The 18608-nt window shown below is 60.5% G+C and carries 17 protein-coding genes; 6 read left to right on the top strand and 11 right to left on the bottom strand.

What is annotated here, in order from left to right:
• Positions 1 to 190, bottom strand: a 190-nt coding sequence (locus AC3ZVB_RS25565; protein ID WP_490148072.1) for a cold-shock protein, incomplete at its 3' end; no start/stop codon positions are given.
• Between the two features lie 166 nt (positions 191 to 356).
• Here AC3ZVB_RS25565 and plsB point away from each other — a divergent pair.
• Genes plsB through AC3ZVB_RS25580 form a run of 3 tightly spaced genes read left to right on the top strand, consistent with a single transcriptional unit; the run spans position 357 to position 4026 of the window.
• On the top strand, positions 357 to 2858 hold the full coding sequence (gene plsB, locus AC3ZVB_RS25570) for a glycerol-3-phosphate 1-O-acyltransferase PlsB (protein WP_490148073.1): 2502 nt from the start codon (positions 357 to 359) through the stop codon (positions 2856 to 2858).
• A gap of 53 nt (positions 2859 to 2911) precedes the next feature.
• Complete coding sequence (locus tag AC3ZVB_RS25575; RefSeq protein ID WP_162440125.1) at positions 2912 to 3310, top strand: YbaY family lipoprotein; 399 nt, start codon at positions 2912 to 2914, stop codon at positions 3308 to 3310.
• A gap of 26 nt (positions 3311 to 3336) precedes the next feature.
• The gene (locus tag AC3ZVB_RS25580; protein ID WP_162440124.1) at positions 3337 to 4026 is read left to right on the top strand and encodes a DUF4197 domain-containing protein; all 690 of its coding nucleotides are present in this window, start codon (positions 3337 to 3339) and stop codon (positions 4024 to 4026) included.
• 96 nt (positions 4027 to 4122) lie between these two features.
• Here AC3ZVB_RS25580 and AC3ZVB_RS25585 read toward each other — a convergent pair whose 3' ends face one another.
• Positions 4123 to 7188, bottom strand: coding sequence for an efflux RND transporter permease subunit (locus AC3ZVB_RS25585; protein ID WP_162440123.1), 3066 nt, complete (start codon positions 7186 to 7188; stop codon positions 4123 to 4125).
• Positions 7189 to 7194: 6 nt separating this feature from the next.
• On the bottom strand, positions 7195 to 8295 hold the full coding sequence (locus tag AC3ZVB_RS25590) for an efflux RND transporter periplasmic adaptor subunit (RefSeq protein ID WP_162440122.1): 1101 nt from the start codon (positions 8293 to 8295) through the stop codon (positions 7195 to 7197).
• 93 nt (positions 8296 to 8388) lie between these two features.
• Between AC3ZVB_RS25590 and AC3ZVB_RS25595 the strand changes: the two genes are divergently transcribed.
• The gene (locus AC3ZVB_RS25595) at positions 8389 to 9033 is read left to right on the top strand and encodes a TetR/AcrR family transcriptional regulator (RefSeq protein WP_490148074.1); all 645 of its coding nucleotides are present in this window, start codon (positions 8389 to 8391) and stop codon (positions 9031 to 9033) included.
• Positions 9034 to 9147: 114 nt separating this feature from the next.
• Here the strand turns inward: AC3ZVB_RS25595 and AC3ZVB_RS25600 are convergent, their stop codons facing one another.
• Entirely contained in the window at positions 9148 to 9930 is a 783-nt protein-coding gene (locus AC3ZVB_RS25600; RefSeq protein WP_490148075.1) for a class I SAM-dependent methyltransferase, read from the bottom strand.
• A gap of 93 nt (positions 9931 to 10023) precedes the next feature.
• Here AC3ZVB_RS25600 and AC3ZVB_RS25605 point away from each other — a divergent pair, with 93 nt between their 5' ends.
• Positions 10024 to 10647 carry an energy transducer TonB gene (locus AC3ZVB_RS25605; protein ID WP_194691236.1) on the top strand — a complete coding sequence of 208 codons (624 nt, stop codon included), beginning with the start codon at positions 10024 to 10026 and terminating at the stop codon, positions 10645 to 10647.
• Between the two features lie 3 nt (positions 10648 to 10650).
• Here AC3ZVB_RS25605 and AC3ZVB_RS25610 read toward each other — a convergent pair whose 3' ends face one another.
• The 7 genes from AC3ZVB_RS25610 to ppc form a co-directional block, all read right to left on the bottom strand.
• Positions 10651 to 11346 carry an extensin-like domain-containing protein gene (locus tag AC3ZVB_RS25610; protein WP_162440809.1) on the bottom strand — a complete coding sequence of 232 codons (696 nt, stop codon included), beginning with the start codon at positions 11344 to 11346 and terminating at the stop codon, positions 10651 to 10653.
• 2 nt (positions 11347 to 11348) lie between these two features.
• Positions 11349 to 12170: an isocitrate lyase/PEP mutase family protein gene (locus AC3ZVB_RS25615; RefSeq protein ID WP_162440808.1), complete on the bottom strand. Its 822-nt coding sequence runs from the start codon at positions 12168 to 12170 to the stop codon at positions 11349 to 11351.
• A 34-nt stretch (positions 12171 to 12204) separates the two neighbouring features.
• Positions 12205 to 13065 (bottom strand): DUF72 domain-containing protein, encoded by an 861-nt coding sequence (locus tag AC3ZVB_RS25620; protein WP_490148076.1) that lies wholly within the window; start codon positions 13063 to 13065, stop codon positions 12205 to 12207.
• Entirely contained in the window at positions 13065 to 13370 is a 306-nt protein-coding gene (locus AC3ZVB_RS25625) for a hypothetical protein (RefSeq protein ID WP_162440807.1), read from the bottom strand. The genes AC3ZVB_RS25620 and AC3ZVB_RS25625 overlap by 1 nt, the downstream gene beginning before the upstream one ends.
• A 341-nt stretch (positions 13371 to 13711) precedes the next feature.
• Positions 13712 to 14386, bottom strand: coding sequence for a tRNA (adenosine(37)-N6)-threonylcarbamoyltransferase complex dimerization subunit type 1 TsaB (gene tsaB / locus AC3ZVB_RS25630; protein ID WP_490148077.1), 675 nt, complete (start codon positions 14384 to 14386; stop codon positions 13712 to 13714).
• 86 nt (positions 14387 to 14472) lie between these two features.
• Entirely contained in the window at positions 14473 to 15123 is a 651-nt protein-coding gene (gene adk / locus AC3ZVB_RS25635; RefSeq protein WP_490148078.1) for an adenylate kinase, read from the bottom strand.
• 288 nt (positions 15124 to 15411) lie between these two features.
• The gene (gene ppc, locus AC3ZVB_RS25640) at positions 15412 to 18042 is read right to left on the bottom strand and encodes a phosphoenolpyruvate carboxylase (protein ID WP_490148079.1); all 2631 of its coding nucleotides are present in this window, start codon (positions 18040 to 18042) and stop codon (positions 15412 to 15414) included.
• A gap of 201 nt (positions 18043 to 18243) precedes the next feature.
• Here ppc and AC3ZVB_RS25645 point away from each other — a divergent pair, with 201 nt between their 5' ends.
• Positions 18244 to 18588 carry a pilin assembly protein gene (locus AC3ZVB_RS25645; RefSeq protein WP_162440803.1) on the top strand — a complete coding sequence of 115 codons (345 nt, stop codon included), beginning with the start codon at positions 18244 to 18246 and terminating at the stop codon, positions 18586 to 18588.
• Positions 18589 to 18608 lie beyond the last annotated feature (20 nt).

Raw genomic sequence — 18608 nt, forward strand, 5'->3', positions numbered from 1 at the left:
CAGCCTGCAACCCCTTCTCCCCCGTCACCACCGCATATTCAACCTGCTGACCTTCAGCCAGCGAACGGTGACCTTCGCCGCGGATCGCGCGGTAGTGCACGAACACGTCCACCCCGTCTTCGCGCTGAATAAAGCCGTAGCCCTTGGCGTCATTGAACCACTTCACATTGCCGGTCTCGCGCGCAGCCATAACTCAGTACCCCTTCTTTTTATTGTTGAGCGGGCGAGTATATGACAGACGCAAAAACTCTCAACTCAAGTTTACTTAGCCGCTTTTTTGCCGATTTTCGATGAATCCGGCACACTATCCACCGCCCGAGCACCTGCTCGGTTTTATTCACTCATGCAGAAGCCGTATGACCCGCTCCCCGTTCCGTCGTCTTGTGTTTGGCACCTTGCGCCGACTGCTGTACCTCTGGGTTCGCTCGGAGACGATCAACCAGTCGTCCTTTACCCTCAACCTCGACCGCAGTCGTCCGGTGTTCTACGTCCTGCAAAACCCTTCGCTGACCGACCTTGCCGTGGTCGATACCGAATGCACCAAAGCCGGCCTGCCGCGCCCGGTGCTGCCCGTATCGGTGGGCAACCTGCTGGAACCTGCGGCGTTCTTCTACCTGACGCCGGAACCGGACTGGCTTGGCCGTCAGGACAAACGCGGCGCACCGCCCACCCTCACCCGCCTGGTCAGCGCACTGAGCCAGAATGCCGCCGAAGATGCGCAGATCATTCCGGTCAGCGTGTTCTGGGGCCAGTCGCCGGACAGTGAGTCGAGCCCGTGGAAACTGCTGTTCGCGGACAGCTGGGCGGTCACCGGGCGATTGCGTCGCCTGCTGAGCATCATCGTGTTGGGGCGCAAGACGCGCGTGCAGTTCTCCGCGCCGATCCACCTGCGCGAACTGATCGATCACAACAAAGGCCACGAACGCACCGTGCGCATGGCCCAGCGCATCCTGCGGGTGCACTTTCGCAACCTGAAAGCCGCCGTGATCGGTCCCGACATTTCCCACCGTCGCAACCTGGTCAAAGGCTTGCTCAACCAGCCGCTGGTGAAACAGGCGATCCTCGACGAAGCCGAGCGCGAAAACATCTCGCCCGAAAAAGCCAAGGCGCAGGCCCTGCGTTACGGCAACGAGATTGCCTCGGACTACACCTACACCGCGATCCGCTTCCTCGAAGTGGTGCTGAGCTGGTTCTGGAACAAGATCTACGACGGAATCAAGGTCAACCACATCGAAGGTGTGCAGAAGGTCGCCCAGGGCCACGAGGTCATCTATGTCCCCTGCCACCGCAGCCATATCGACTACCTGCTGCTGTCGTACCTGCTGTTCCGCAATGGCCTGACGCCGCCGCACATCGCCGCCGGGATCAACCTGAACATGCCGGTGATTGGCAGTCTCTTGCGCCGTGGCGGGGCGTTTTTCATGCGCCGTACGTTCAAGGGCAACCCGCTCTACACCTCGGTGTTCAACGAATACCTGCACACGCTGTTCACCAAAGGTTTCCCGGTTGAGTACTTCGTTGAAGGCGGCCGCTCGCGCACCGGGCGCATGCTGCAACCGAAAACCGGGATGCTTGCGATCACCCTGCGCAGCTTCCTGCGCTCCTCGCGCATGCCGATCGTTTTTATTCCGGTGTACATCGGTTACGAGCGTGTACTGGAAGGCCGGACTTACCTGGGCGAACTGCGTGGCGCCACCAAGAAGAAAGAATCGATCTTCGACATCTTCAAAGTCATCGGCGCCCTCAAGCAGCGCTTTGGTCAGGTGGCGGTGAACTTCGGTGAGCCGATCAAACTCGCGGAATTCCTCGACAGCGAACAGCCAGACTGGCGCCAACAGGAATTAGGGCCGCAATTCAAACCGGCGTGGCTCAACGAAACCACCAACCGTCTCGGGGAAAAAGTCGCGCAGCACCTGAACGAAGCGGCCGCCATCAATCCGGTCAATCTGGTCGCCCTCGCCTTGCTGTCCACCACCCGCCTGGCCCTGGACGATCGCGCCATGGCGCGCGTACTCGACCTCTATCTGGCGCTGCTGCGCAAAGTGCCATATTCGCCGCACACCACCCTGCCGGAAGGTGATGGACGAGCGCTGATCAAACATGTGAAGGACATGGACCTGCTGTCCGAGCAGAGCGATGCGCTCGGCAAAATTCTGTATCTGGACGAGCAGAATGCAGTCCTGATGACCTATTACCGCAACAACGTGCTGCACATTTTTGCCCTGCCGGCGCTGCTCGCGAGTTTCTTCCAGAGCGCGTCACGCATGAGCCGCGAACAGATCCTGCGCTATACCCGGGCGCTGTATCCGTACCTGCAATCGGAACTGTTCATTCGCTGGTCCCTGGACGAGCTGGACGCCGTGGTCGATCAATGGCTCGAGGCCTTCGTTGAACAAGGGTTGCTGCGCTTCGAGAACAACGTGTACCTGCGTCCTGCGCCAAGTTCGCGGCATTTCGTGCTGCTCACCTTGCTGTCGAAGAGCATCGCCCAGACCCTGCAGCGCTTTTACATGACCGTGTCCCTGCTGCTCAACAGCGGCCAGAACAGCATCAGTGCCGAAGAGCTCGAGGACCTGTGCACGGTCATGGCCCAGCGCCTGTCGATCCTTCATGGGCTGAACGCCCCCGAGTTCTTCGACAAGAGCCTGTTCCGCCACTTCATCCAGACGATGCTGGACCTGGACGTCTTGCGCCGCGATGAAGCCGGCAAGCTGAGCTATCACGAGCTGCTGGGCGAATTGGCTGAGGGTGCGGCGAAGCGTGTACTGCCGGCGGAAATTCGCTTGTCGATCCGTCAGGTGGCGCTGCATCGCAGTGAAGATGCGGCGGACCAGATCGCCGTACAACCCGAGATTTGATGAAAACGTGTGGGAGTGAGCCTGCTCGCTCCCACAATGATTGGAGATACCCGATGAAAAAACTCACTCTATTGGCCGCCGCCACCCTGCTGAGCGCCTGTCAGTCGATGGCACCTGCCACCAAAACCAGCCTTGATGGCGAAGTCTTCTACCTTCAACGCATCGCCCTGCCACCGAACGCGACCCTGACGGTGAGCTTGCAGGACGTGTCGCTGGCCGACGCGCCCGCGCTTGTCCTCGATGAACAGAAAGGCCCGGTCAAGGGTCAGGTGCCGCTGCCATTTCATCTCAGCTACGATCCGGTCCAGGTCAATCCTGGCCACCGCTACTCGGTCAGTGCGCGCATCGAAGTGGATGGCAAGCTGATCTTCATCACCACCGAACACCACGCCGTGCAACTGAATGGCAGCGATCCGCAGCCGTTGAAAATCCGTGTCGACGCCGTTCGCTAACGCTATTCAAGTACAAGGAAGCCGCCATGCTCCGCCCCACCCTTCGCTTCGCCGGTCTGTGTGCAGGTTTGCTGATCTGCACCAACGCCCTGGCGCTGTCGCTCAGTGACCTGTCACAAAAAGACGCCACCGGCGGTCTCAAGGATGCCCTGACGCAAGGTGCTCAAGTGGCAGTCAAACAACTTGGCACGCCCGGTGGGTTCAGCAACAACCCCGAGGTCAAAATCGAACTGCCGGGCAAGCTGGGCAAAGTCGCCAGCAAAATGAAACAGTTCGGTATGGGCAGTCAGGTCGATCAGCTGGAAACCAGCATGAACAAAGCGGCTGAAACGGCTGTGACCCAGGCCCAGCCGATTCTGGTGGATGCCGTGAAAAAAATGAGTGTTGAAGATGCCAAAGGCATTCTCAGCGGCGGCAACGACTCCGCCACTCAGTACCTCAACAAAACCAGCCGCGAGCAGATTCGCGCGAAGTTCCTGCCCATCGTCAAACAAGCCACCGATCAGGTTGGCCTGGCCAAGCAGTACAACTCGTTCGCTGGGCAAGCGGCCACCTTGGGTGTGCTGGACGCCAAGAATGCCAACATCGAGAGCTACGTGACCGAGCAGGCGCTGAACGGCTTGTTCGAGATGATCGGCAAGCAGGAAGAAACCATCCGCAACAACCCGGCCGCCGCCGCGACCAGCCTGGCGAAGAAAGTTTTCGGCACGCTGTAAAACGAATCTGTAGGAGCTGCCGCAGGCTGCGATCTTTTGATCTTGTTTATTAAAAGCAAGATCAAAGATCGCAGCCTGCGGCAGCTCCTACGGGGGTCAGGTGGTTTCTTTCTTGATTCGGAACCATGCGGCGTACAGCGCCGGCAGGAACAATAGCGTCAATGCTGTCGCCACGATCAGGCCGCCCATGATCGCCACTGCCATCGGCCCGAAGAACACGCTGCGAGACAGTGGAATCATCGCCAGCACCGCCGCAAGCGCGGTCAGCACGATCGGCCGGAAGCGTCGCACAGTGGCTTCGATGATCGCTTGCCAGGGCTTCAGACCAGCGGCGATGTCCTGCTCGATCTGGTCCACCAGAATCACCGAGTTACGCATGATCATCCCGGACAGCGCGATGGTGCCGAGCATCGCCACAAACCCGAACGGCTGTCGGAACACCAGCAAGAACAGGGTCACACCGATCAGTCCCAGTGGCGCGGTGAGGAACACCATCACCGTGCGAGAGAAACTGCGCAGTTGCAGCATCAGCAACGTCAGCACGACCACGATGAACAACGGCACGCCAGCCTTCACCGAGTTCTGCCCCCGTGCAGAATCTTCCACAGTGCCGCCGACATCCAGCAGGTAGCCGTCCGGCAATTCTGCGCGAATCGGATCGAGCGTCGGCATGATCTGCGCAACCAATGTCGCCGGTTGTTCCTTGCCGTAGATGTCAGCGCGGACTGTCACGTTCGGCAGGCGATTGCGGTGCCAGATGATGCCCTCTTCGAAGCCATACTCCAGGGTGGCGATCTGCGACAGGGCCACACTGCGGCCATTGTCGGTGGGCACTGCGAGGCTTGGCAGCAATGACAACTCGGTGCGCTCGTGCAAGGTGCCGCGCAGCAGAATCTCGATCAATTCATTGTCTTCGCGGTACTGGCTGACACTGGAACCGGTCAGGGAGCTTTGCAAAAACTTCGACAGGTTCGCGGTACTGACGCCAAGCGCCCGGGCACGGTCCTGATCGACGTTCAGGTACACCACTTTGCTCGGCTCTTCCCAGTCCAGATGAACGTTGACCACATGCGGGTTCTCGCGAACCTTCGCCGCGACTTTGCGTGCCAGTTCGCGGACTTCCTCAATGTGTTCGCCGGTCACACGGAACTGCACCGGATAGCCCACGGGCGGACCGTTTTCCAGGCGTGTGACCCGCGAGCGCAACGCCGGGAATTGTTCGTTAAGGGTTTCGATCAGCCAGGTGCGCAGGCTTTCGCGCTCCTCGATGGTTTTGGCCAGGACGACAAATTGCGCGAAGCTCGCTGCCGGCAGTTGTTGATCCAGCGGCAGGTAAAAACGCGGTGAACCGGTGCCCACGTAGGCGACATAGTTGTCGATGCCGGCCTTATCCTTGAGCAGGGTTTCAAGACGTTTGGCCTCCTCGGCGGTGTTGCTCAGCGACGCGCCTTCGGCCAACTTCAGATCGACCATCAACTCCAGACGACCCGATGCCGGAAAGAATTGCTGCGGCACGAAGCGAAAGAGCGCGATGGAGCCGATAAACAACACAATGGTCAGCACGATCACGGTCTTGCGCCAGCGCACACACCACTCCACCAGGCGTCTGACGCGCTGATAGAAAGGTGTGCCGTAAGGGTCCGGTTGGCCGGCACCGTGTTTGGCAGCATGAATCTTCGCCAGGTCCGGCAGCAGCTTTTCCCCCAGATACGGCACGAACACCACGGCGGCGATCCATGACGCGATCAACGCAATGGTCACGACCTGGAAGATCGAACGGGTGTATTCGCCCGTCCCCGATTGCGCGGTGGCGATCGGCAGGAAACCGGCCGCCGTGATCAAGGTGCCGGTGAGCATCGGGAATGCGGTACTGGTCCAGGCATAACTGGCTGCCTTGATCCGGTCGAAACCCTGCTCCATTTTGATCGCCATCATTTCCACGGCGATGATCGCATCGTCCACCAGCAACCCCAGCGCCAGCACCAGCGCGCCCAGGGAAATCTTGTGCAGACCGATGCCCAGGTAATACATGCAGGCAAACGTCATCGCCAGCACCAGTGGAATCGCCAGCGCCACGACCATGCCCGTGCGCACGCCCAGGGAGAAGAAACTCACCAGCAAAACAATCGCCAAGGCCTCCACCAGCACCTGGATGAACTCGCCGACGCCGGTTTTCACGGCGGCGGGCTGGTCCGAGACCTTGCGCAATTGCATGCCCGCCGGAAGGTTTTGCTGGATGCGGTCGAACTCGACTTCCAGGGCCTTGCCCAGCACCAGAATGTCGCCGCCAGACTTCATCGCAACGGCCAGACCGATGGCGTCCTGCGCCATGAAGCGCATGCGCGGCGCGGGGGGATCATTGAAGCCACGACGCACGTCCGCCACATCGGAGATGCGGAACGTGCGATCACCGACGCGGATCGGGAAGTTTTTTATCTCGTCGACGGTCTGAAAATTCCCCGACACCCGTAGCTGTAATCGCTCGCTGGTGGTTTCGAAGAACCCGGCAGTGGACACGGCGTTCTGCTCTTCAAGGGCTTGCTGCACAGCCCCCAGTGGCAACCCGAGGGTGGCGAGCTTGACGTTGGACAGCTCGATCCAGATTTTCTCGTCCTGCAATCCCAGCAGGTCGACCTTGCCCACATCCTTGACCCGTTGCAGCTGGATCTGGATGCGGTCCGCATAATCCTTGAGCACGGCGTAATCGAAACCGTCACCGGTCAGGGCATAGATGTTGCCGAAGGTGGTGCCGAATTCATCATTGAAGAAAGGGCCCTGAATACCGGGCGGCAGGGTATGGCGAATATCGCTGACTTTTTTGCGGACTTGATACCAAAGCTCGGGAATGTCCACCGAGTGCATGGAATCGCGCGCGATGAACGTCACCTGGGATTCGCCCGGACGGGAGAACGACACGATGCGCTCGTACTCGCCGGTTTCCATCAGCTTCTTTTCAATGCGCTCGGTGACCTGGCGGGACACTTCCTGAGCCGTAGCGCCGGGCCAGTTCGTACGAATCACCATCGCCTTGAACGTGAACGGCGGATCTTCGCTTTGTCCGAGCTTGGTGTAGGAAAGCGCACCGACCACTGCCAGCAAAAGCATCAGGAACAGGACGATCTGGCGATTGCGCAGCGCCCAGGCGGAAAGATTGAAACCCATCGGGACCTACTCCTTGTCCGCCAGATTGACCACACGGTTGGAGCGATCCACCGGGCGCACTTGCTGCCCGTCGTGAAGCACATGAACACCGGCCGCGACCACCCAATCATTGACACTCAGGCCTTCGAGCACCGGTACGGTTTTCTCGCCGAATGCACCGATCCGAACCGGCGTTTTTTTCAGGGTGTTATTGGCACCCAGTACCCAAACGTAAGTAGCACCGTCCTGCGCGGTGACCGCCGAGAGCGGCACCGACAGCGACACCACGTCCGCCGCCTGGATGAATACCCGGGCACTCTGACCCAGTTCGGCAGGTACCTTGCCAGCAGTAAAGGCGATACGCGCGGCAAAGGTGCGCGACCTTGGGTCAGCAGCAGGCGACAGCTCGCGGATCCGTCCGGCGAACCGTTGATCCGGTTGCGTCCAGAGTTCCACGGACACCGGCTGGCCCACCTTGAAGCGGCCAAAGTTTTGCTCAGGCAGGCTGATCAGCACTTCACGCTCGCCATCAGTGGCGAGGGTGAACAGGGTTTGCCCGGCCGCCACGACTTGCCCGACTTCCACCGCGCGCTTGGCCACCACACCGTCCTGTGGCGCACGCAGCACGGCGTAGCTCGCCTGGTTGGTCGATACGTTGAATTCGGCTTTTATTTGCTTGAGACGCGCCTCACCGGATCGGTAAAGGTTTTCGGCATTGTCGTACGCCGAACGGCTGATCATCTGACGCTCCATCAGCGTCTTGTAGCGATCACGCTCGGCTCGGACCAGGTTGAGGTTGGCTTCGGCCGCCGCGACCTGGGCGCGGGTAGCTTCCAGTTGCAGGCGCACGTCCTGCGGATCGAGTTCCGCCAAGGGCTGATCGGCCTTGACCCGGTCCCCTTCTTCGACCAGTCGTCGGCTGACTTTACCGCCAATGCGAAACGCCAGCTCCGGCTCGTAGCGAGCCCGCACTTCACCGGGATAACTCTCCATGGCCTGCGCCGATGGCTCTGGCTGCACCACCATGGCCGGTCGGATGGTGACCTGGGGCGCCTCTTCGTGCCCACACGCGGACAATAAAAAAGCCAGAGTGACTGGCAACGCGAGGGGCAAGGCATAGCGGAACATGGTGAAGGACCTTTCGCTAATGGTGCTTGGAATAATTATACTGGCCAGTATGTTATTAATAGCAAACTCACCAGTCCAGTATTAAAGCGAAAAATGTCGAACAATCTTTCAGCACCCAATGGTCCGGGCCGTCCCAAGGATCTGGCCAAGCGCCAGGCGATCCTCGATGCGGCGAAAATCCTGTTCCTGAGCAATGGCTATGCGAACACCAGCATGGACGCAGTGGCAGCCGAGGCTGGCGTGTCGAAGTTGACGGTCTACAGCCATTTCAATGACAAGGAAACGCTGTTCTCTGCCGCTGTCGTCGCCAAATGCGAGGAGCAATTACCGCCGGATTTTTTCGAGTTGCCGGACGGCATCGCGGTGGAAAAGGTGCTGCTGAACATCGCGCGCGGCTTTCATCAGCTGATCAACAGCGATGAATCGGTGAACCTGCATCGATTGATCATGACCCTGGGCAGCCAGGACCCGAAACTCTCACTGATTTTCTTCGAAGCGGGACCCGAGCGCATGCTGCATGGCATGGAGCGCTTGCTGGCCAAGGTGGATCAGAGTGGCGCGCTGCACATCGAAAAACCGCGCAACGCGGCCGAGCACTTCTTTTGCCTGCTCAAGGGCGCGGGGAATTTTCGTTTGCTGTATGGCTGTGGTGAGCCGCTGACCGGGGATGCGGCGGAGAGCCATGTGCAGGAAGTGGTGGGGTTGTTTATGCGGGCGTATCGACCGGCGACAGCCTGATAGTTATTGGGTGACTGATCAGGCGCCATCGCGGGCAAGCCCGCTCCCACGATGATCTGTGGTGTGACGCAGACCTTGTGGGAGCGGGCTTGCCCGCGATGGCGCCGACTCGATTTAAGACTTCAGCGCCTTCTTCGGATAAAGATCATATCGGCTCGATTTCCCGTCCAGCGCATGGCTTGGCTTGGGTCCCTCGATACACGGTGCCTTGCGCGGACGCTTGACCACCACCCGATGGCTGGCTAACGCTAACGCCGCTTCAAGCAAGGCCGGTGCATCCGGATCGTCCCCTACCAACGGCCGGAACAGGCGCATTTCCTTCTTCACCAACGCCGTTTTCTCACGGTGCGGGAACATCGGGTCGAGGTAGATCACCTGCGGCGGCTCGCCTTCCCAGTTGCGCATCACCTCGATCGAATTGCCCTTGAGCAAACGCATGCGCGCCACAATCGGCGCCACGTCGAAATCTTCAGCACCGCGCAGCAGACCGTCCTCCAGCAAGGCACCGATCAATGGCTGCCGTTCGATCAGGCTCATCTCACACCCCAGGCTCGCCAGCACGAATGCGTCCTTGCCCAGGCCCGCCGTGGCGTCCAGCACGCGAGGCCGCACGCCTTGAGCGATGCCGACTGCCTTGGCAATCATCTGCCCGGTGCCGCCGCCGAACAGCCGGCGATGGGCCGCCCCGCCTTCCACGAAATCCACACGCACCGGCCCCGGGGCGTCCGGGCCCAGCTGTTGAAGCTGCAAGCCCTGCTCCCCGACCTGCAGCGCGAACTCAGCGTCATCCACCTGCATTGGCAAGTCCAGGCGCTCGGCCCATTGTTCGGCCTGTGGCTGATAGGTCGCGCTCAGGGCTTGGACATGAATGCGGCAGGCCGCGGGTTGCTCAATCATGGGAAAAAACGCTCAAAAAATTAATGATCGGCAAAAACGGCCGATAACAAAACTATCGAGCATTTTGCCAGAGCTGAGCGTCGACCGAGAGAAATGTCAGACATTCAACCCACCATCACAGGTTTTATCTCGCCCTACGGCGATTACAGCCTGCGAAACTCCCAAGCACTGAGCGGCGTCAGTCACCTCTGGCAGGATTTTTTTGCCCGGGCCCTGGCCGATCAGTCGAAGGAGGCGGTGCTGCCCGCTTCGCTGGATTTCCCACCGGTGGACCTCGACAGCCCGGTCGAACCTACCGTCGGCAGCGACCTGCTGGCGCACATCATGTCCCAGCGTGAATGTGACGTGAAAGACACCGAAGTACGCCCGCCAGAGCCGCTCTTCCTGCCGATTGCCGAGTTCGAGATGGACCTGGCAGACAAGCCCTTCCCACCGTTTCCAGACGACGAAGTTGTGGCTCAGCAGAAACAGCAGGACTTCGAGAGCGGCTGGGTTCGACCGCTCGTGCTCACCGCCGGCCAGCCCTTGCCAGCGCCAGGCCCGGCGCCACAGCCGCGCGCGCTGCACCTGCCAATCGCCGAATTCGAACTCGATCTGCTGGACAAACCGTTCCCGCCGTTTGCGCCGCAGGAGCTGGTTGAACAGCAAAAGAACTTTGACTTCGATATCGGCTGGGCTCGCCCGATCGTCCTGCAAAACCTGCGCATCGCCGCATAGCCCTCAGCGACACACCCACCACGGGCCAACATCGACATGAAAGTGATTGCGATGGGCAGCGTTGTAGTCCGGGCTCAACACCACACTGAACATCTCGCAGGCGCTATCCCGGACCTGGCGTAAAAACCGCGCATCCTGATTGTCCTTCGGCCAATCCTTCAGCACGCTGATCGAGCGACCGTCCGCCAGCCGAAAACCGGCAATGTCCAGGGCATCGGCCGATGCGTGCTGACTGCGTCGAGCGTTCTCGCGCCCGTAGACATTGCGGCAGGCAAAACTGCCGAGGTGGTCGACACGCGTCACTGCCTGCCCATAGACGGCTTGAGCCGCAGGCTGCAGGGCGTGGTGCTCGAACAGCGCGTACGAGACGGCCAGTCGGCAACTCGCGAGGAAGCTGCTGCTCAGGGCCGCCTGACCGCCCTGCACACGCAGGGTATTGAGCAGCGGACAGGTCGCGCCGGGGCTGTCGGCTTGTCGACTCACCCGCAGGCCCGAGCTGGCGAGGGCTTGATCACACAGCTGGGGATCATCACGCAGGCGCATGAGTTTGTAGCGGGTCAACACATTGGGCGCCGCTTTCACATCCAGCGGCGCCCAAGGGTTCCACTGCGGCGCAAGCGAGATCCAGCCACGCCAGACACCCACGGCCCCCGCACCGATGATCAACAGCAGCAACAACAGCCACCACCGAAACCGCACCGTCAGCCTTTGAACAACTGATTGGCCTTGGCGTAGGGCATGGACCTCGAGGTGAACCCGAATGTGCCAGACGTCTTGATTTCTTCGGCTGCGCGGAAAAATTCGCCATACGCCGCCAAGGCCAGTGCCGAACCGACACTGATGCGTTTGACGCCCATTTCGCTCAACTCCTCGACCGTCAATTTGAGCCCACCGGACATCAATACATTGACCGGTTTTGGCGCGACGGCACGGACCACCGCCAGCACATCTTCAGCGCTGCGCAGACCCGGCGCATACAACACGTCGGCGCCCGCCTCAGCAAATGCCTGCAAGCGGCGGATCGTGTCTGCCAGATCGGGATTGCCATGCAGGAAGTTCTCGGCCCGGGCCGTCAGCATGAAAGGAAAAGGCAAACTGCGCGCGGCGGTGACGGCAGCTTTGACGCGTGCGACGGCGTGTTCAAAGCAATAGATCGGCGCGTCTTCGCGCCCGGTGGCGTCCTCAATCGAACCGCCGACAGCACCGGCCTCTGCAGCACGCAAAACACTCTGCGCGCATTCAGCAGGGTCGTCAGCGAAGCCGTTTTCCAGATCGACCGCCACCGGAAGGTCCGTCGCCGCAACGATCGCTCGGACATTTGCCAGGGTGTCGTCCAGCGTTAATCCGCCATCGGGGCGGGCGTTGGAGAAGGCGTAACCGGCACTGGTGGTCGCCAGCGCCTCGAAACCCAGGCTGGCGAGCATTTTCGCCGAGCCGGCGTCCCACGGATTGGGAATGACAAAAGCCCCATCACGTTCATGCAGCGCTTTGAACGCTTGGGCTCGAAGGGTTTGCGCATCCATTTGGCAGGCTCCTGAGAAGGACGAAAAACCCGCCTCAGAGCAAACCAAGTTGCTCCGCAGCGGGCTCTCTATATAGCTCAGGCAGCGCCGGCAAGCCAGGCAAACGCAGCATCAGTTGCGCGTGAAACCGCTGTGCGAGTCTCGCGGCCTGCAGATTGTCGGCGGTGTGCAGGAAGATATAAGGCGTGCGCCCTTCCTCGATCCACTGCGCTATTTTTTCGACCCAAGGCACCAGGAATGAATCATTCGCCTCAAGCTGCGGGTGGCCAATGAAGCGCACCTGCGGACATTGCGTGAACGCTGCCGGACGGGTCGGGACGTTGGGCTTTTTGGATTGGGCATGCAGCACCGAAGGATCGGTCGAAGTGCAACTGAACAGTGCACGGGGATCAAGGCAGATGCGCTCGACACCGCGATCCAGCAACAGCCGATTGAGCAGGCGCTCGCCGTCACCCTTGGCGAAAAAATCCCGGTGCCGCACCTCGACAGCCAGTGGTCGATCCAGCGCATCGATGAAACCGGCCAGTTCGGGCAATCGTTGAGGCGTGAAGCTTTTTGCCAATTGCAGCCACAGTGGCGACACCCGCTCACCGAGGGGGCTGAGCAATTGCACGAAGGTTTCAGCGGCGGTCAGTTGATCGCGCAGGTCCCCGTTGTGGCTGATGTCGCCGGGAAACTTGGCGGTGAAGCGAAAGTGCTCAGGCATGGTGTCGGCCCAGCGCTGCACGGTGTCGGCAGCCGGGCTCGCGTAGAAAGTCGTATTGCCTTCCACGGCGTTGAACACTTGAGTGTAGAGATTGAGAAATTCGGCGGGTTTAGCGTCTTGCGGATAGAGGTAGTCGCGCCAGGCGCTTTCACTCCACGATGGGCAACCGAGGTAGTACGGCAACAACATCAGATGTACAGATCGAGGCCCAGCACATCCGCATCCCAATCGACAAAACCGGCAGTGCTGAGATAGCTGGCCAGGGCCATCGAGACGCTTTTACTCATGGCTCGGTGGTAAAGCATGTCTTGCTGACGGGCAGGGAGATTGCTCAGGCGTTGTGCGGAGGCTTTGGCGGCGCGGGCGGCCAATTGCTCTTCGGAGGGAAACTCCAGCTCACCGTCGATATCAACGGTCTCGTCTTCCACCACAGTGCCTTTGCGCGGTTGGCGCTTGATGGGGTAGGACTGAGAGGAGAAGCCGTCTATACGCATAAAGTCATGCTCGGTATCGATGATGGCAGTTTAGTGGCGCGCAACGCCCTTCGCAAACCGCCGAGTGATAACTAGAACACATAAAAGGCAAAAGGTTTAAAAGCGGGGGCTGGAAACTGACGATTGGTTCTATGCGAGACCCGTTTTTGTGGCGAGGGAGCTTGCTGGGAGCTTGCTGTGGCGAGGGAGCTTGTCGAATCGTCGCACCGTCCCGCTGGGCTGCGAAGCAGTCGCAAGTCCAGGCTGCGCGGTGCAGTTGCCGGTCACTGGGGGCCGCTTCGCAGCCCAGCGGGACGGTGCGACGATTCGACAAGCTCCCTCGCCACAGAATAAAGGGTAAATCAACGCGCCTTGGGAGTGGCCACCTTATCGCGCAGATAAACCGGTTGCGCCTCATCCGCCACAATCGCCTCACCACGCGCCCACGCGAAACGCGCCAGGGTCAACAGGTCTTCGGCGTGTGGCAACATGCCCTCGTCCTGGCCGTTCAGGCTGACGCCGATGCGCTCGGCATATCCCCAACCGGTCCCGGCGCCGAACCATTCGCCACTGGCATCGGCAGGCAATGCCGCAACTTCCGGCGGCAACACCGCTTCGTTGCCGACCAGGCGCATCTCCCCTGCCGTCTCGCGGTAGCAGCCCCAATACACTTCATCCATCCGCGCATCGATTGCCGACGCGACCTGGCTCACGCCGTGTTCACGGAAGGCCCGCTGCGCCAATACGGCCAAGTTCGATACCGGGAGCACCGGGCGCTCCAGGGCAAACGCCAACCCCTGCACCACACCAATGGCAATGCGCACGCCCGTGAACGCACCAGGGCCTCGGCCGAATGCGATGGCGTCAACCGCTTGCAGCGTGATTCCGGCGTCAGCCAGCAATTGCTGAATCATCGGTAGCAACTTCTGCGCATGCAGGCGCGGGATCACCTCGTAATGGCTCGTAACCTTGCCGTCATGCAGCAATGCAACGGAGCAAGCTTCAGTCGCGGTGTCCAGGGCCAGCAAGGTGCTCATCGATGTTTCCGTAAGAGAGGTCAGAAAAAGTGCGCCAGTATAAACAACTACGGCCCGCAAGCGGGCCGTAGAAGATCAAGCGGTTATCAGCTCAGCGCTTCAAGCACCTTGCCAGTGATCGCTTCAACCGAGCCGACGCCAGCGATGTGGCTGTATTTCGGCTTGCCGTCGGTAGCGGCAGACAGCGCCTGGTAGAACTCAACCAGTGGCTTGGTCTGGGAATGGTAGACCGACAGACGATGACGAACCGTTTCTTCAGTGTCGTCCTTGCGCTGTACCAGTTCTTCACCGGTGATGTCGTCCTTGCCCGCGACTTTTGGCGGGTTGTAGACGGTGTGGTACACGCGACCGCTGGCTTCGTGAACACGACGACCGGCAATACGCTGAACGATTTCTTCATCGTCGACAGCGATTTCGACCACGTGATCCAGCTCCACGCCGGCTTTGACCAGCGCTTCAGCCTGAGGGATGGTGGGCGGGAAACCGTCGAACAGGAAACCGTTGGCACAATCAGCCTGGCTGATGCGTTCCTTGACCAGGTTGATGATCAGGTCGTCTGAAACCAGACCACCGCTGTCCATGACGCTTTTGGCGATCAAGCCCAGCTCGGTGCCGGCCTTGACCGCTGCACGCAGCATGTCGCCGGTGGAGATTTGCGGAATGCCGAATTTCTCGGTGATGAACTTAGCCTGAGTACCTTTACCGGCCCCGGGAGCTCCCAGCAGAATGACGCGCATCGATGTGCTCCTCAATTTTTTATATAGATAACGTCAGATTCGCCTCGTGGGGCCAATCTCAAAAATAGGGTCGTGACCGCCCAAACGGCCAAAGGCTGATCAAGATACACAGCAGTTCCTGCCCACACAAGCCGCCGAAAGTCGGAGAAACCCGCGCCGGACCTGAGCTTGCGACGCGGTACTCCAAGTCGCAACCCCATCATTAACTGTCGCCTGCCCGCACTTTTTAACGCCTGTCATGCCGCCGTCCGACACCCGATACGGGTGTCGGACACCACGGCAAAAATGTTAGCCCGTGTTACGCAAACCAGCCGCAATCCCCGCCACAGACACCAGTAATGCCTGTTCTACCGGGCTGCCTTGCGCCACCTCCTGCTGCCGCGAACGGGCCAACAGTTCCGCCTGCAATAGATGTAGCGGGTCAAGGTACGTGTTGCGTAAACGAATGAACTCGAGGGTTGCGGGGCTATGTGCCAGCAGCTGCGACTGGCCGGTCAGACCCAGGACCACCGCGCATGCCTGCGACAATAGGTCGCGTAAATGCGCGCCCAGCGGTAGCAGATCCGGTTCGACCAGGCGCTCATCGTAGGACCGGGCAATATCGGCGTCCGCCTTGGCCAGGACCATTTCCAGCATATCGATCCGGGTCCGGAAGAACGGCCACTGTTCACGCATCTGCCCCAGCAGCTCGCCCTCGCCTCGCTCCAGCGCCTTGCTCAGCGCCGCTTCCCAGCCGAGCCACGCCGGCAGCATCAGGCGGGTCTGGGTCCAGCCGAAGATCCATGGAATCGCCCGCAGGCTTTCGATACCACCGGCACGGCGCTTGGCAGGTCGACTGCCCAAAGGCAGACGTCCAAGCTCCTGTTCCGGAGTGGACTGGCGGAAGTACTCGACGAATTGCGGGTTCTCCCGCACCACGGCGCGATAGGCGCTTACCCCGTCAGCGGCCAGTTCGTCCATCAAATGACGCCAGGCAGGCTCCGGTGGTGGCGGTGGCAACAAGGTCGCCTCCAGCACCGCCGCCAGGTAGAGATTGAGGTTTTGTTCGGCGATGTCCGGCAGCCCGAATTTGAAACGGATCATTTCCCCCTGCTCGGTGGTACGGAACCGCCCCGCCACCGAACCCGGTGGCTGCGACAGAATTGCCGAGTGAGCCGGGCCCCCGCCACGTCCGACGGTGCCGCCACGACCGTGGAACAACAGCAGTTCCACTTGCTGCTCGCGGCAGATATCGACCAGCCGTTCCTGCGCTCGATACTGCGCCCAGGCCGCTGCCGTGGTGCCGGCATCCTTGGCCGAGTCGGAGTAGCCGATCATGACTTCCTGGGGCCCTTGCAGGCGTGCGCGGTAGCCGGGCAGCAGCAAGAGTTTTTCGATCACGGGACCCGCGTTATCCAGGTCGGCGAGTGTTTCGAACAGCGGCACCACGCGCATCGGCCGCAACACGCCCGATTCCTTGAGCAACAGTTGCACCGCCAAGACATCGGAGGCGGCACCCGCCATGGAGATCACGTAAGAGCCCAGCGACGCACCCGGCGCTGCGGCCACTTCCCGGCAGGTCGCCAGCACTTCGGCGGTGTCAGCGGACGGTTTGAAATACGCTGGCAGCAGCGGACGCCGATTGTTGAGTTCACGCATCAGGAACGCGATGCGCTCTTCTTCGCTCCAGTCTTCATAACGACCGAGGCCCAGGTAGTCGGTGATTTCGGTCATGGCCGCCGAGTGCCGTGACGAATCCTGCCGCACATCGAGACGCACCAGGAACAACCCGAACGTCACCGCGCGGCGCAAGCAATCGAGTAACGGCCCGTCGGCGATTACGCCCATGCCGCACTCATGCAGCGATTGGTAGCACAGCTCCAGCGGGTCCAGCAGGTCACGATTGTTTTGCAGCACATCGGCGGTTGCCGGTGTGGTCGCCGTCAAGGAAGCGTGTGCCCAGTTACGCGTAGCGCGAAGCCGATCACGCAACTGCTTGAGCACCGTCCGATAAGGTTCTGCGCTGTCCCCGGCCTTGGCCTTGAGTGCATCGCTGGCTTGCTGCATCGACAACTCGGCCGCCAGATGATCGATGTCGCGCACGTACAAATCCGCCGCCATCCAGCGCGCCAGCAGCAGCACTTCGCGGGTAACGGCAGCGGTCACATTGGGGTTGCCGTCGCGGTCGCCGCCCATCCACGACGCAAATCGGATAGGCGCCGCTTCGAGGGGAAGGTGCAGGCCGGTGGCGTCATGCAGGGCTTTGTCGGCCTTGCGCAAATAGTTCGGGATGGCTTGCCAAAGGGAATGCTCGATCACCGCGAAACCCCACTTCGCCTCGTCCACCGGCGTCGGACGCGTGCGGCGGATTTCTTCGGTGTGCCAGGCTTCGGCGATCAGGCGTTGCAGCTTCGACTGGATCTGCTCGCGCTCGGCGGTCGTCAGGTCGCGATGATCCTGAGCCGCCAGTTGTGCGGCGATGGCGTCGTATTTCTGAATGAGCGTGCGACGCGCGACTTCGGTTGGGTGGGCCGTGAGGACCAGTTCGATTTCCAGTCGCCCCAACTGCCGCGCCAGGGATTCTGCGCCGTGGCCTTCGGCGCGCAAGCGAGCCAGCAACTCCGGCAACACCCGGGACTCGAACGGCGCGGGTTGTGATTCCTCGCGACGGTGAATCAGTTGGTACTGCTCAGCGATGTTGGCCAGATTGAGAAACTGGTTGAAAGCCCGCGCGACCGGCAACAGCTCGTCTTCGCTCAATTGATTGAGGCTGGCGCTCAGCTCAGCGTCCATCGATCCACGTCGGTCCGCCTTGGCGCCCTTGCGGATCTGCTCGATCTTGTCGAGGAAGCCGTCCCCATACTGCTCACGAATGGTGTTGCCCAACAGCTCACCCAGCAGGTGAACGTCCTCACGCAAGCGTGCATCAATATCGGTCATCAGCAGTTCTCCAGGGAAAAATCCGGTCGGCCACGAACATCAAGAGTGCCGCTCCAGACCCGTTCTTACAAGCAAACGACGAAGGGACTTTAAACCTACCGGGTAAAAGCTAGTCTGAAGAGTAAGCCGTACAACGGCTTACCGCCGACTACAGGCGGACACTCCCCGGCCTGCCACGAGCAGGCGCGTAATGAGGTCGTTATGAAAATTCGCGAGCTTGCCCAGCATTGGGAAGAAAACGCCAAAGGTCGTCTGACTGATACGGGCTACAAGATTCATCTGGACATGGAGGCCGCAGCCCGATTGGCGGCGATCACCGAGATGTACCCGAAACGCCAACCCGAAGAACTGCTCGGCGAGTTGATCGGCGCCGCGCTGGAAGAGCTCGAAAAAAGCTTTCCGTATGTGAAGGGTTCGACTGTCGTGGCCACCGATGAAGAAGGTGACCCACTGTACGAAGACGTCGGTCCGACCCCGCGTTTTCTCGCGTTGTCCCGTCGGCATTTGCACGATCTTGCATCGGGCAGCGACGAGCAAAAACACTGATCTTTCCCCGCATCACCTGT

Source organism: Pseudomonas sp. MDV22-iso1 (assembly GCF_058145095.1).